The sequence below is a fragment of the Streptomyces sp. B21-083 genome, from assembly GCF_036898825.1.
In the GTDB taxonomy this organism is placed as follows: Bacteria; Actinomycetota; Actinomycetes; order Streptomycetales; family Streptomycetaceae; genus Streptomyces.
This window is the reverse complement of sequence record NZ_JARUND010000001.1, coordinates 3,793,824-3,807,865: the sequence shown is the minus strand read 5'-3', so window position 1 is coordinate 3,807,865 and position 14,042 is coordinate 3,793,824. Positions and strand designations below refer to the sequence as shown.

Here is a 14,042-nt window from a genome sequence, read left to right as displayed (position 1 = left end):
TCGCGGGTCCGTGGGTCTCTGGGTCTGCGGGCCCGGTGGCGCGGTGAGTGGTGGCCCCGCGCCCGGGCGGCCCGTTGCGCGGTGGGGGTTCGGGCAATCAGGGAGCAGTCGGGCTATTTGTGGAGCAGGCGGGCGGCGCTCCGGGCGTGATTCGGGGGCGACTCTGGGGATTTGTCGACACCTGGCGGGTGATTTCCGTCCCGGCGGTGAAGGTTAGGGCTCCGGACGCGTAGTTTTATCGGCTGAGGTCGAGGTCTGTCGGCTGGGGGTCCGGGGAGAGTGCCCTGGATCGGCGCAGCGTAGGCAATACGCGTCTGTAGGAGCAGTCTTGGCACGGAAGATCGGCAGCCGGTACACCGCCAACCAGATCCTGGGGCGGGGCAGCGCCGGCACGGTGTGGCTGGGTGAGGGTCCCGAGGGGCCCGTCGCCGTCAAGCTGTTGCGCGAGGACCTGGCGTCGGACCAAGAGCTCGTCGGACGCTTCGTGCAGGAGCGGACCGCGTTGCTCGGCCTCGAACACCCGAACATCGTGTCCGTACGGGACCTGGTGGTCGACGGCAACGACCTCGCGCTCGTCATGGACCTGGTGCGGGGTACGGACCTGCGCACCCGGCTCGACCGCGAGCGCCGGCTCGCCCCCGAGGCCGCGGTCGCGATAGTGGCCGACATCGCGGACGGCCTGGCCGCCGCACACGCCGCCGGGGTCGTGCACCGCGACGTGAAGCCGGAGAACGTGCTGCTGGACATGCAGGGCCCTCTGGGCCCCGGCGGCTCGCACCCCGCCCTTCTGACGGACTTCGGCGTCGCGAAACTCATCGACTCACCGCGGCGTACCCGGGCCACGAAGATCATCGGTACGCCGGACTATCTGGCGCCGGAGATCGTCGAGGGCCTGCCTCCGCGCGCGGCCGTCGACATCTACGCGCTCGCGACGGTTCTGTACGAACTGCTGGCCGGTTTCACGCCCTTCGGCGGCGGCCACCCCGGCGCGGTCCTGCGCCGGCATGTCACGGAGACGGTGGTCCCCCTTCCGGGGATCCCCGAGGAACTGTGGCAGCTGCTCGTGCAGTGCCTGGCGAAGGCACCGGCGTCGCGGCTGCGGGCGTCCGAGCTGGGGGCCCGGCTGCGGGAGCAGTTGCCGTTGCTGGTGGGGATGCCGCCGCTGGACGTGGACGAGCCGGACTCGGAGGACGGGGAGGAGTCCGGCCAGGGTCCGAGCCCGGGTCAAGGCCATGGCTCCGGGCAGGGTTCGCGGGACGAGGCGTACGACGAGGCGACCGTGCCGGCGGGGGAGCGGGTGCGGCGGGGTGCGGTGCCTCTGGTGCGAGGCGCCAAGCCGGACTCCAACCGGGACACGCACACGTCGATGCGGGTGCCGGGGCCGGACGAGCTGGCGGGCGGGGCGCTGGGCACGGCCCGCGTGCCGCGTCCGGCGGGCGCCCCGCGGCCCGGCTCCGCGCGGCACCGGGCTTCGGCGCGGCGGCGCAGGGTGACGTTGGGGACGGCCGCGGTGGTGCTGGTGGCGGTGGTGGGGGTCGGTACGTGGGTGGCCGTGTCGGGTGACGACGCGGGGGCGACGCCCCAGGACACGAACAGCTCCGCACCGGCCTCACCTTGACCCTGGGGGCTCCGCCCTCAGACCCCCGCTCCGGCCCTGAACGGGCCTTGTCCCCAATCGCCGGACGGGCTGAGAGTGCGGGCCTGCGCTGGTCAGGGGTGGTGCACCGGTGGGTGGGCGGGAAACCCCCGGGAACCCCGTCCCCTCCCGGACCCGGCGCCGAAAGTCTGCCGCTCCGGCGGAGCCGTTACGCTGGTGTCGTGGCAGTCGTCGATGTATCCGAAGAGCTCAAGTCCCTCTCCTCGACCATGGAGTCGATCGAGGCCGTCCTGGACCTCGACAAGTTGAGGGCAGATGTCGTCGTGCTCGAGGAGCAGGCGGCAGCGCCGTCCCTGTGGGACGACCCGGAGGAAGCGCAGAAGATCACCAGCAAGCTCTCTCACCTCCAGGCGGAGGTGAGGAAGGCCGAAACGCTGCGCGGACGGATCGACGATCTGAGCGTGCTCTTCGAGATGGCCGAGGAGGAGGACGACCCGGACACCCGCGCCGAGGCGGAGTCCGAGCTCACCTCCGTGAGGAAGGCCCTCGACGAGATGGAGGTCCGTACCCTCCTCTCCGGCGAGTACGACGCCCGTGAGGCCCTCGTCAACATCCGCGCGGAGGCCGGTGGCGTGGACGCCGCCGACTTCGCCGAGAAGCTGCAGCGCATGTACCTGCGGTGGGCGGAGCAGAAGGGCTACAAGACCGAGATCTACGAGACGTCGTACGCCGAAGAGGCCGGCATCAAGTCGACCACCTTCGCCGTCAACGTGCCGTACGCCTACGGCACGCTCTCCGTCGAACAGGGCACCCACCGGCTCGTCCGGATCTCGCCCTTCGACAACCAGGGCCGTCGCCAGACCTCGTTCGCCGGTGTGGAGATCCTGCCGGTCGTCGAGCAGACCGACCACATCGAGATCGACGAGTCCGAGCTGCGCGTCGACGTGTACCGCTCCTCCGGCCCCGGCGGCCAGGGCGTCAACACCACCGACTCCGCGGTCCGCCTGACCCACCTCCCCACCGGCATCGTCGTCTCCTGCCAGAACGAGCGCTCGCAGATCCAGAACAAGGCCAGCGCGATGAACGTGCTCCAGGCCAAGCTGCTGGAGCGCCGCCGTCAGGAGGAGCAGGCCAAGATGAACGCCCTCAAGGGAGACGGCGGCAACTCCTGGGGCAACCAGATGCGTTCGTACGTCCTGCACCCGTACCAGATGGTCAAGGACCTGCGTACGGAGTTCGAAGTCGGCAACCCCGAGGCCGTGTTCAACGGTGAGATCGACGGATTCCTCGAAGCCGGAATTCGCTGGCGCAAGCAGCAGGAGAAGTAGCACTCCGCAGGACCCGCCCGAAGAGCTCCTTGTCGACAAAGCAACCGCCGCCCACCGGACGGCGGTTGCTCTGTGTCTGAGGATGTCTGGGTTTTACATCACACTCACAGGGTCCGATGTGCGGCAAGCGAGGAGCAAGGGGACATTGCGCGCGCAACGACCTTGACGTGCTCTTGGAAAATCGAAAAGGTAAAGCTCGGCATGCGTATCTCTGGGGCGCATGTGAACCGGGGGCGCTCTCTGCCGCCCCTGTCGATCACGGCCCCGAGCGCAGCTCCAATGACGAATTCAGCTACTGGGGGTACCAGCCATATGACGAACAAGACGCGGATACGGGTCGCGCGGATCGCGGCCGGAGCGGTCATCGCCGCCGGCGCGTCGTTCACCGCCGCCGGCATAGCCTCCGCGGACGAGTGCGACCTGCTCGCGATCTGCGCCGGCACGCCGAGCCCGGACCCGACCCCGACCGCGCCCGACCCGAGCAGTCTTCCGACCGAGCCGGACCCCACCCCGTCGGCTCCGGAGCCCACCCTGCCCGACCCGGACCCGACCACGGCCGCCCCGGAGCCCTCGGAGCCGGATGAGCCCTCCACCGAGCCGAGCGAGCCGACCGACGAGGACCCGACCGACACCCCGACCGACACCCCGTCCGACGACCCGACGGACGGCGGCGGCACGGGCACCGGCGACGGCAACGGCGGTGGAAACAGCAACACCAACCCCGACGGCGGCGGCTCGAACACCTCCGTCCAGGAGGAGGGCTCCTCGGCCCTCACCGACACGGGCTCGGAGACCGCGGCCCAGGGTTCGGGCGCCGAGCTCGCCGAGACCGGTGCCGCCGAGACGACCTTCCTGATCATCGGTGCCGCCACGATGATCGCCGGCGGTATCGCCTTCCGCGTCCTCCCGCGTCTCGTGGGTGGCCGTGGCGGCGCAGCGGCCTAGTAGCACCCGCCGTACCCGGTGGTACGTACGCCCTGCGTACGCACGAAGGGCCCGGAGCTTCGTCGCTCCGGGCCCTTCGTGTGTCATGTGACTCCTGTGTCCAGTGACGGTTCGCCGGCGTCTCGCCGTGCCGTCGCGCCCGCGCTGTTCGGCCTATGCCGTCTGGTGAGCCACCAGTGCCAGTGCCGCTATCAGCACCGCGAGCAGCGCGATCAGCGCCATCGGGTTCAGTCCGGCGAACGGGCCCTCCTGTTGCAGCCGCTCGCGGTTGGCCCGGCAGACGGGACAGCGTCCCTCACTCACGGGCGCCGCGCAGTTCGCGCACACCAATCGGTCGTACGTCATGCGCCTTGCCCTCCTTGCGCCGCTTCCACTTACACAACGCTTTCGGGAACGCGACCGTTCCCCACTCCACGCTCCACTGTGCCAGGTTCCACGGATTTCGGCGCGGTTCGCCTTATCCTGCCCAGCGCTCACACGGGTCAGTCGAGGACCCCGGGCCGCTGCCGACCGTCATAAATGGGCACAACCCTTGCGCAAAGCACTCCCGCGCCTGCGCTCGCGTCCCCGGTTCGCGTATGGTCACGGTCACCTGCCCCCGATGGTCCGTGGTGTATCCGTGATCCGATTCGACAGCGTCTCCAAGGTCTACCCCAAGCAGAATCACCCCGCCCTCCGGGATGTCACCCTGGAGGTCGAGAAGGGTGAGTTCGTCTTCCTCGTCGGGTCCTCCGGCTCCGGAAAGTCCACCTTCCTGAGGCTGATCCTCCGCGAGGAGCGCGCCAGCCACGGTCAGGTGCACGTCCTGGGCAAGGACCTCGCGCGCCTCTCCAACTGGAAGGTGCCGCAGATGCGGCGCCAGCTGGGGACCGTGTTCCAGGACTTCCGGCTGCTGCCGAACAAGACGGTCGCCGAGAACGTCGCCTTCGCGCAGGAGGTCATCGGCAAGTCGAAGGGCGAGATCCGCAAGTCCGTGCCCCAGGTGCTCGACCTCGTCGGCCTCGGCGGCAAGGAGGAGCGGATGCCCGGTGAGCTGTCCGGCGGTGAGCAGCAGCGTGTCGCCATCGCGCGGGCCTTCGTGAACCGGCCCAAGCTGCTGATCGCCGACGAACCGACCGGCAACCTCGACCCGCAGACCTCCGTCGGCATCATGAAGCTGCTCGACCGGATCAACCGGACGGGCACGACCGTGGTGATGGCGACGCACGACCAGAACATCGTCGACCAGATGCGCAAGCGCGTCATCGAGCTGGAGAAGGGCCGTCTCGTCCGCGACCAGGCGCGCGGCGTCTACGGCTACCAGCACTGACGGTCAATGTCGGTCGGTCACTGGCGATCACTGGTGGTCAGTGACGTCGACGGTCCTCGGAGTTCCCGGAAAGGCTTGAGCTCGCCATGCGCGCCCAGTTCGTACTGTCGGAGATCGGTGTCGGTCTCCGTCGCAATCTGACGATGACCTTCGCCGTCATCGTCTCCGTCGCCCTGTCGCTCGCCCTGTTCGGCGGGTCGCTCCTGATGAGTGACCAGGTCAGCACGATGAAGGGCTACTGGTACGACAAGGTCAACGTCTCGGTGTTCCTCTGCAACAAGAGCGACGCCGAGTCCGACCCGAACTGTGCCAAGGGCGCGGTGACCAGCGACCAGAAGAAGCAGATCCTCGGCGATCTGGAGAAGATGGACTCCGTCGTGGAGAAGGTCACGTACGAGTCCGCGGACGAGGCCTACAAGCACTACAAGGAGCAGTTCGGCGACTCCCCGCTGGCCAGTTCGCTCACCCCGGACCAGATGCAGGAGTCGTACCGGATCAAGCTCAAGGACCCGGAGAAGTACCAGGTCATCGCGACCGCCTTCGACGGGCGTGACGGTGTGCAGTCCGTGCAGGACCAGAAGGGCATCCTCGACAACCTCTTCGGGTTGCTCAACGGCATGAACTGGGCCGCCCGCGCGGTGATGGCCCTGATGCTCGTCGTCGCGCTGATGCTGATCGTCAACACGGTGCGTGTGTCCGCGTTCAGCCGTCGGCGTGAGACCGGGATCATGCGCCTCGTCGGTGCCTCCGGGTTCTACATCCAGGCGCCGTTCATCATGGAGGCCGCCGTCGCCGGGCTGATCGGTGGCGGTGTCGCCTGTGCCTTCCTGCTGGTCGGGCGGTACTTCATCATCGATCACGGGCTGGCCCTGTCCGAGAAGCTGAACCTGATCACCTTCATCGGCTGGGACGCCGTACTCACCAAGCTTCCGCTCATCCTCGCGACGAGTCTGCTGATGCCCGCGTTGGCCGCTTTCTTCGCGTTGCGCAAGTACCTGAAGGTGTGACGCATGCCAAGGGGGCCGTTCGGACATCCGACCGTACGGCCCTTCGGCTTGTCCTAGACTCACCGGCATGTCGGGCCGAGCACTGTTCACACAGCCCCGCCGAGCGGGCCGCGGGGCGGCTCTGACGTTGCTCTTCGCCAGTGTCCTGGTCGCCGGCGCGGCCACCGGCTCGTTCCCCGATCCGGCCGAGCGCGAGACCGCCCTCCCGGACAGGGCCCGCTCCACCACCCCCGCAGGGAGCCACGAGGACGTCGCCGAGGCTGCCGCCGCGGCCATGGCCGACGGCAAGTCCCCCATGGAGGCCGCCGAGCGCGCCGTAAGCCGCAGCGGGGACCGCTGGGGAGCGGTGTACTCCCCGGGGGAGTACGAGGAGTTCGAGGAAGCCCTCGACGGCCGGTACACGGGCGTCGGACTGTGGGCGCGGCGCGAGCGGGACGGCCGTATCGAGGTCACCAGGGTGCGGTCCGGGTCGCCCGCGGACGGCGCCGGGATCCGTAGCGGAGACCGGTTGCGGAGCGTGGACGGCCGCGCGGTCGACGGGCAGCCGGTCACCGAGGTCGTCTCCTTACTGCGCGGTGACGCGCAGGACGCCGCCGCCGGTACGACCGTCCGGCTCGGGCTGGAGCGCGGCACGCGCGCGTGGAGCGAGACCGTACGCCGGGCGCGGCTCTCCACGGACTCCGCGACCGTCCGGCAGGTCGCCGAGAGCAGGGTCACCGTCATCCGGGTCGCCGCCTTCACCAAGGGTGTCGGTGAGGTGGTGCGCGGCGCGGTACGGGACGCCCCGGCCGGCGCCGGGATCATTCTCGACCTGCGAGGCAACTCCGGCGGGCTGGTCACCGAGGCCGTCACCGCCGCCTCCGCCTTCCTCGACGGCGGCCTCGTCGCCACGTACGACGTCAACGGCGAGCAGCGCGCCCTGCACGCCGAACCGGGCGGCGACACCACCCGGCCGCTGGTCGCGCTGGTCGACGGCGGCACGATGAGCGCGGCCGAGCTGCTCACCGGCGCGCTCCAGGACCGTGGCCGGGCGGTCGTCGTGGGCTCCAGGACCTTCGGCAAGGGCTCGGTGCAGATGCCGAGCCGGCTGCCCGACGGCTCCGTCGCCGAGCTGACCGTCGGCCACTACCGCACTCCTTCGGGGCGCGGCGTCGACGGCGTGGGCCTCACGCCCGACCTCGACGCCGACCGGGGAGCACTGGAACAGGCGGAGACGGTACTCAGCGGGCTGGGCGATCCCTCGTAGTCCCCCGCAGTCCGCCGTGGTCCTCCGTGGTCTCCCGCAGTCCTCCGTGGTCTCCCGGTAATCGACTTTCCTTTCAGCACCCTCATAGTGCGAAAATGGCCGCACTATGGCTAAGGAAACAGGGCGCAAGCTGGTCGCCCAGAACAAGAAGGCGCGCCACGACTACGCCATCATCGACACCTACGAGGCCGGTCTGGTCCTCACCGGTACCGAGGTGAAGTCGCTGCGTCAGGGGCGGGCCTCGCTCGTCGACGGCTTCGTGCAGCTCGACGGGCACGAGGCGTGGCTGCACAACGTGCACGTGCCGGAGTACAGCCAGGGCACCTGGACCAACCACAGCGCCCGGCGCAAGCGGAAGCTGCTGCTGCACCGCGCGGAGATCGAGAAGCTGGAGTCGAAGTCGCAGGAGTCGGGCCACGCGATCGTGCCCCTCGCCCTGTACTTCAAGGACGGCCGGGCGAAGATCGAGATCGCGCTGGCGCGAGGCAAGAAGGAGTACGACAAGCGACAGACACTGCGGGAGAAGCAGGACCGGCGTGAGACGGACCGGGCGGTCTCGGCGGTGCGGCGCAAGCAGCAGCACGGGTAGCGACGGGATATTCGGTGGCATCGGTGCGCGTCGGTCACGTACGATGGTGACTGCACCTCACCGAGGGTGCGCCTCCCTCCTCGGAGGGCTTGAAAAAACAACATGGGGATGATCGGTTTCGACAGCGGCTGTCGAAGCAGGTGAAGCGTGTCGAGGAAGCGGCCATGATCTCGTAAACCACAGGCCGAAAAAAATAATCGCCAATTCAAACAGCGATTCTTCCGCGCAGTTCTCTCTCGCCGCCTGATTTAGGGTAGCGACGAGCGTTCTCCGCATTAATGGGAGTGTCAGCCCGGGAGTGTTCCCGACCCGGATCCTGGCATCAGCTAGGGGACTAAACCTTGATCCCGGTCACGGGGTGAAGAGGGAAATCTAACAGTGACTGGGCCCGTCGGCGACTTGTTCGCGTGATTGCCGGGGCCGAGAAAAGCACAGCGAACTGCACACGGAGAAGCCCTGATTCCGCACCGTTGGACGCGGGTTCGATTCCCGCCATCTCCACAATTCCCATGTTATGCAGTACCTGGGGCCCCGTCGCTTTCGAGCGGCGGGGCCCCAGGTGTTTCCCCCCGATTCCCTGGTGAGCCTGCGCGTCGTCATACGTTTGTGCCTTGTGTGGCGCGTGTGACATGTCTATGGTGATCCCGCGCGCCAGGCGGACCCGACCCGTTCGCCATCGCGCACATCAGACTGCGCACGGGGGGAACCGCCGCCAGGTCTGCCTCTTCGGACGGGCAGGACAGGTGACCCCTGCCTGCATGTGTTCACGAGGGGGATGTTCTCTTTGTTGTTGCGAAGATCGACGACACGCTTCGCGCGTGTGGTTCCGGTCGTTCTCTCCATAGCCGTCCTGAGCGCGGTCGTCGCCCGGCCCGAGCTCGCCGCCCGGTACGCCGACGACGCCGCGCCCGTGGCCGCCGCCACCGACAGCTACGACGGATTCGACGCCGCCGCCGCGCAGCAACTGCGCCAGGACCAGTGCCTGATGGCCGACGCGCTGCGGCTCGGCGGCCCGGGCATGTTCACCACCGCGCAGGACGCGCTCAACCAGACCCCGGACAAGCTGCACACGGCGGCGAACCGGGAGTACTGGACCAGCACTCCGCTGGCGACGGCGTTCCAGCAGGACAGGGCCGCCGCGGACAAGGAGGGCACCGCCCTCCACGACCGCCTCGACGTGTGGAAGAAACCGGTGACGGGGCTGCCCACGCCGGGCGGGTTCAAGAGCGTCGCCGACTTCCAGGACCCGCCGGGGCTGCCCGGCGGCACGGAGAAGGACTTCTTCCAGCAGACGGGTATCTCCCAGTGGATCTGGGAGCAGTTCTGGAAGTCCGAGGGCGATCTGTACGAGGATCCGACCCCGCCGGCCGACGCGGCCACGGTGACGGCCGTCAAGAACCTCGGTACCCCGCTCTACGGCGCGAGCCCGTCCGGCTCGGATCCGAACTGGAACCAGGCCTACGAGGAGCACCAGGCGTGGGACAACCTGGTCAACTGGAGCCTGGAGCCGACGGGTTCGGACAACGCCCGTCTCTTCCTGGCGTCGGGCGGCTTCCCGCGTACGGCGGCCGAACCGGGCACCGTCGAGTACCGGCTCGCCGTCGAGGACCTGAAGACACGGTTCGCGGCGTGCGGTTGGCGCGGGCCGGTCGACCCGAACAAGGTGCTCGGCAAGCAGGTCGCCGCGGCGTCGGCGGAGTGGCAGCAGGAGATCGCCGCACAGGCCGCGCCGCGCAACCAGATCCTGACCGCCAACCGTGACGCGGTGAAGGCGCTCGCGACCGGTTCGAAGGCGCTCGGCGAGATGCTGGGCCAGTCCTGGATCGCCGATCACCTGACCCGCTGGCAGAGTTACTGGTCCGCCGGTGGTCCCGGCTGGATCGGCACCAGCCCGATGGTCATCCACGCGAACGGCGCCGCCGACAAGTGCCTCGAAGTCGCGGGCGCGGGCAAGACCAACGGCTCGATCGTGCAGATCTACACCTGCAACGGCGGCGCCGGGCAGAAGTGGCAGATCAGCGGCGACACGCTCGTCAACGTCAACTCCGGCAAGTGCCTGGAGGTGAAGGGCGCCGGTACCGCCAACGGGACCGCCGTCCAGATCGGGACGTGCAGCGACAAGAACGCCGCGCAGAAGTGGGCGTACGACACCCACGCCACCACGCGGCTGTTCAACCCGGGCACCGGCAACTGCCTCGACCTCGCGTCGTACGCCAACAGCCGCGACGGCCGGATGTGGGACTGCGCGGGCACCGTCCCGCAGAAGTTCGACTTCAGCCCGTCCGGACACCAGGGCACCGACGACCTGGACTACCCGACGACGGCCCAGTTCACCAAGGTGACGGCGAGCATCGCCACCGCCCGGGCGGCGTCGGCCAACCAGCTCGCGGTGATCAAGGCGCAGGCGGCTGCCGCGAAGAAGTCGGCCACGGCGACGGACACGGCTCAGCAGGCGGCGTACGCGATCGCCGACCAGGCCGGTGCCCCCAGAGGCCGCGGTCTGCTGGTCGGTCTGCAGAAGGCGCAGGTCACGAAGGCTTCGTCGGCCGCGCTGGACGCGCTGGTGAAGGCCGGTGAGACCGCTGACGCGGCCACCCGTGCCGCCGCCGGGGACAGCGCGACGATCGCCGCGCGCGCGGTGACGCAGACCGCCGCGTCGAAGGCGGCGTTCCGTACGGCCGCCGCGCAGCAGGCAAGGGAGCAGGCGAAGGCCGCCGCCGACGCCGCCGCCGTACAGGCGCAGGCCGCGAAGACGGCCCGGGACCTGGCCAAGGCGAAGCTCGTCGAGACGCAGGCGGCGGAGGCGGACGCGAAGGCGGCGGCTGCCGAGGCGCACGCGCAGCGGCTGAACGCGGAGAAGGAGGAGCTGACGGCGAAGGCGGAGAAGGAGACCGCCGCGCAGAAGCAGGCCGAGGCCGCGCAGCACCGGCAGAACGCCGAGGGATACGCGACGGAGGCCAACAACGCGAAGGGCCGTGCCGAGGCCTCCGAGACGACGGCGCGTGAGCGTCGACAGGACGCGGAGACGGCGCGGGACAACGCCAAGGGCAAGCGGGACGACGCCTGGGACGCCGAGAGCCGGGCCGACACGGCGCGGGCGAAGGCCGACGCGAAGGAGGCGTACGCCCAGGCGCACGACGCCGACGACCAGGCGACGGCGTCGCGGTCCGCGGCCGACGCGGCTGATGCTGCCGCGACGGACGCGGAGTCGGCGGCGGCGTCGGCCCGTGGCGAGGCGAACGCGGCGACGCAAGCGGCGGCCGACGCCGACGCGGCGGCGACGCGCGCCGAGGCCGCCGCCAAGCGGGCCCGTGCCGCCTCGGACGCGGCGAACGCGGCCAAGCTGAAGGCCGACGCGGCGGTCCGTACGGCGACGGCCTCGGCGGCCGACGCCATCAAGGCCTCGCAGGTGGCCGCCCAGGCGGCCAGTGCCGCGGTCAAGCTGGCCGACGAGGCCGAGAAGCACGCGCTGGAGGCGAAGGCGCACGCCGACGTGGCCAGGGCCGAGGCCGTCAAGGCGGTCGCGGGTGCGGCGGAGGCCGTCGGTCACGCGTACGCCACCGCGCAGGCGGCGGAGGACGCCCGTAACTCGGCGCAGCAGGTGGCCGCACCGGCGAACGACGCGATCCAGCTCGGTTCGCCGTACGTCACGACGGACTCGGCGGCGGGACTCGCGGTCCTGACCGGTCAGTCGACGAAGACGATCGCCGAGCAGCAGGTGGCGGTGGCCGAGGCGCACGCGGCGAACGCGGCGCAGGTCGCGACGCAGGCGCAGAGCACCGCGAACGCGGCGACGGGTGACGCGAAGGCGGCCCTGGTGCTGGCCGGCGAGGCCGCCGGGTTCGCGGCGCAGGCCCGCAAGTCGGCCACGGAGGCGCTGGGTTACTCGGCGGAGGCGTCGACGTACGCCGCCGAGGCCCAGAAGTCACTGGCCCGCACCATCGAGTACGACCAGCAGGCCACGCAGGAAGCGGCAGCGGCCGACAAGGCGGCGGGCCGGGCCGAGGGCTACGCCAAGGACGCCCGCGCCTCCGCCGACCAGGCGGCCCTGGACGCGGCAGCGGCCCGCCAGGCGGCCTCGGAGGCCGAGCAGGCGGCGACGGACGCCCGCGCGGCGGCCACCCGGGCGGACGCCGAGGCGACCCTCGCGGAGGAGGCGGCGAAGGACGCGCAGAAGTACGCGGACTCGGCGCAGGAGGCGGCGGACTCGTCGGAGCGCAAGGAGGCGAACGAGCAGGTCGCCTCGGGCGCCGGCTCCGGAATCGAGGGTGTCTTCTCGGTCATCGACAAGATGACCGACGCGGCACCGGCCGAGCAGCTCAACAAGTGCGACTACGTGCCCCAGGGCTGCACGGTGACGTGGCAGCTGCACCTCAACCTCACGGTCAGCTACTACTACTGCGCCAACCCCGATGTCCCCGCCACCGAGACGGGCTGTCCCAAGGCGGACTGGGTATACCTCGACACGAAGTTGCTCGAGGACCAGGACCAGAAGTGGACCCACCACTTCAGCTTCGGGGACATCACTCGGATCGGCTGGCAGGCACTCTTCGGTGAGAAGGCCGGTGCGATCCTCTACGAGATCGTGCTGGGTGACGTCGCCAAGTGCCGCCACGGCGACAAGTCCAGCTGCGCCTGGGCTGCCGCGCTCGTCGTGCCGTCGTCGATGTTCACGAAGCTTGCGGAGGCGGTCAAGCTCGCCGAGGGCGTCGAAAAAGCCGTCAAGACCGGTGAGAACGCCGCCAAGATTCTCGCGGACCTGAAGAAGATCTACGGCGAGAAGGGCGCCCTCGACGTCGCCAATGCCACCAGCGCGGCGGGCATGGGGCTGCGTGTGGCGACCGCGGTGGCGGAACGGGCGAAGATCGCCCGGGGCGCCCTCGATGCCAAGCTGCTGGACAAGCTCAAGGACGCCGGCGTCAAGATCGACAGGGCGAACACGATCTGGGTGATCAACTACGCCAAGCCCGGTGTGCCCATCGCCTGGCTCGAGAAGGGCACCGTCAACGCGGGCCTGACCCACATCATGTTCCGGCACGCTGGAGAGTTCGCGAACGCGGGAGTCCGGTTGGAGGACATCCCGAACCTCGTGCAGAAGGCCCTGACCGAGGGCACGAGGGTCGGTACTCAGGGAGCGGGCAGGCCGATCCTCGAAGTCACCTTCAACGGCAAGGTCCAGCGCGTGGCCGTTAGCGTGGGCGACAACGGATTCGTGATCGGAGCGAACATCGCATGACCTTCGAAGAACCGCAGCACCTGCTGGTGCAGGGACGGGGTGAACCGTCTCCGCTGTACGAGACGGAGGATCCCTGGGCCTACGACGACCTCGGCGCCTTCACCCGTTCCGTCCCGCTGGACGACGAGCGGCTGCTTCTCCCCGGGGAGCTGGCGGAGGCGTTGCGTTCCTGGTCGTCGGCCCGTCCTTCGGAGGGTTTCGCCGCCCGCCCGAAACTGCGCGAGCACGTCAAGCGGGGACTCGCGCTCGCCCAGCGGCTGGCCAAGCAACTCGGGCCGGGGTGGTCGGTGCGGTTCTGGGACGAGGGGCATGGTTCGGCGAAGTGGGTGTGCTGGGGGTGCGACCGGTTCCACTGGGAGCGTGACAGCCACGGCACGCCTCCGCACCCGGTCGACCTCACGGTCGAGGGCGAGTTCAAGTTCGGTCCACTGCGCTCGGAGGGGTTCGGGGACTTCTTCCCGGATGACCCTGCCGCAGCGCTTGCCTTGTCCGACGACCTTGTCACCCACCTGTACGAGTGGGCGCGGGCCATCGACACCACGGTGAACCTGGACCTGCGGGACCGGGTGGAAGACAAGTACGCCGACGTGTGGGAGCGGCTGTTCCGCGAAGGGGCGGAGCTGGCGAGACGTGTCGCACACGAGGTGGGCCCGGATCGGACAGTGACCTACAAGGGCGTGGCCCATGGTGGTCTGGCCGCGCTGACGTCGGTCAGCTGGAGGGGAGACAGTCAGGTGTGACGGCACGTGCGGCCCACGTGAGGGCGTGCGGTGGGTGTGGCCGGT

10 protein-coding genes and 1 other RNA gene are annotated in these 14,042 nt (G+C 69.6%); 10 read left to right on the top strand and 1 reads right to left on the bottom strand.

Translation table 11 applies throughout. The annotated features are described in order from the left end of the window. The first annotated feature begins 328 nt into the window (after positions 1-328). From QA861_RS17060 to QA861_RS17050, 3 genes are all read left to right on the top strand, one after another. Complete coding sequence (locus QA861_RS17060; protein WP_334589176.1) at positions 329-1,618, top strand: serine/threonine-protein kinase; 1,290 nt, start codon at positions 329-331, stop codon at positions 1,616-1,618. A gap of 200 nt (positions 1,619-1,818) precedes the next feature. After that, positions 1,819-2,925: a peptide chain release factor 2 gene (gene prfB, locus QA861_RS17055; protein WP_334589175.1), complete on the top strand. Its 1,107-nt coding sequence runs from the start codon at positions 1,819-1,821 to the stop codon at positions 2,923-2,925. A gap of 312 nt (positions 2,926-3,237) precedes the next feature. Continuing rightward, the gene (locus QA861_RS17050) at positions 3,238-3,870 is read left to right on the top strand and encodes a hypothetical protein (RefSeq protein WP_334589174.1); all 633 of its coding nucleotides are present in this window, start codon (positions 3,238-3,240) and stop codon (positions 3,868-3,870) included. A 153-nt stretch (positions 3,871-4,023) separates the two neighbouring features. Here QA861_RS17050 and QA861_RS17045 read toward each other — a convergent pair whose 3' ends face one another. Next, positions 4,024-4,215, bottom strand: a complete 192-nt coding sequence (locus tag QA861_RS17045) for a hypothetical protein (RefSeq protein ID WP_334589173.1) — start codon at positions 4,213-4,215, stop codon at positions 4,024-4,026. A gap of 274 nt (positions 4,216-4,489) precedes the next feature. Here QA861_RS17045 and ftsE point away from each other — a divergent pair, with 274 nt between their 5' ends. From ftsE to QA861_RS17010, 7 genes are all read left to right on the top strand, one after another. Continuing rightward, positions 4,490-5,179 carry a cell division ATP-binding protein FtsE gene (gene ftsE / locus QA861_RS17040; RefSeq protein WP_044472073.1) on the top strand — a complete coding sequence of 230 codons (690 nt, stop codon included), beginning with the start codon at positions 4,490-4,492 and terminating at the stop codon, positions 5,177-5,179. A gap of 86 nt (positions 5,180-5,265) precedes the next feature. Then, positions 5,266-6,186, top strand: coding sequence for a permease-like cell division protein FtsX (gene ftsX / locus QA861_RS17035; RefSeq protein ID WP_006375987.1), 921 nt, complete (start codon positions 5,266-5,268; stop codon positions 6,184-6,186). Between the two features lie 67 nt (positions 6,187-6,253). Next, the gene (locus QA861_RS17030; RefSeq protein WP_334589172.1) at positions 6,254-7,432 is read left to right on the top strand and encodes a S41 family peptidase; all 1,179 of its coding nucleotides are present in this window, start codon (positions 6,254-6,256) and stop codon (positions 7,430-7,432) included. 106 nt (positions 7,433-7,538) lie between these two features. Beyond that, positions 7,539-8,021 carry an SsrA-binding protein SmpB gene (smpB, locus tag QA861_RS17025; RefSeq protein ID WP_334589171.1) on the top strand — a complete coding sequence of 161 codons (483 nt, stop codon included), beginning with the start codon at positions 7,539-7,541 and terminating at the stop codon, positions 8,019-8,021. A 104-nt stretch (positions 8,022-8,125) separates the two neighbouring features. Further along, positions 8,126-8,525: a transfer-messenger RNA gene (ssrA, locus tag QA861_RS17020) on the top strand. Positions 8,526-8,796: 271 nt separating this feature from the next. After that, positions 8,797-13,257 carry an RICIN domain-containing protein gene (locus QA861_RS17015; protein WP_443041494.1) on the top strand — a complete coding sequence of 1,487 codons (4,461 nt, stop codon included), beginning with the start codon at positions 8,797-8,799 and terminating at the stop codon, positions 13,255-13,257. Further along, entirely contained in the window at positions 13,254-13,997 is a 744-nt protein-coding gene (locus QA861_RS17010; protein ID WP_334589169.1) for an immunity protein CdiI family protein, read from the top strand. Before QA861_RS17015 ends, QA861_RS17010 begins: the two co-directional genes overlap by 4 nt. Positions 13,998-14,042: the final 45 nt, after the last annotated feature.

What these genes read in the sequence shown, in the direction of transcription:
- QA861_RS17030 (WP_334589172.1), top strand. Translation starts at nt 6,254, where the DNA reads ATGTCGGGCCGAGCACTGTTCACACAGCCCCGCCGAGCGGGCCGCGGG.
- QA861_RS17045 (WP_334589173.1), bottom strand. Translation starts at nt 4,215, where the DNA reads ATGACGTACGACCGATTGGTGTGCGCGAACTGCGCGGCGCCCGTGAGT.
- QA861_RS17015 (WP_443041494.1), top strand. Translation starts at nt 8,797, where the DNA reads ATGTTCTCTTTGTTGTTGCGAAGATCGACGACACGCTTCGCGCGTGTG.
- QA861_RS17050 (WP_334589174.1), top strand. Translation starts at nt 3,238, where the DNA reads ATGACGAACAAGACGCGGATACGGGTCGCGCGGATCGCGGCCGGAGCG.
- smpB (WP_334589171.1), top strand. Translation starts at nt 7,539, where the DNA reads ATGGCTAAGGAAACAGGGCGCAAGCTGGTCGCCCAGAACAAGAAGGCG.
- ftsX (WP_006375987.1), top strand. Translation starts at nt 5,266, where the DNA reads ATGCGCGCCCAGTTCGTACTGTCGGAGATCGGTGTCGGTCTCCGTCGC.
- QA861_RS17010 (WP_334589169.1), top strand. Translation starts at nt 13,254, where the DNA reads ATGACCTTCGAAGAACCGCAGCACCTGCTGGTGCAGGGACGGGGTGAA.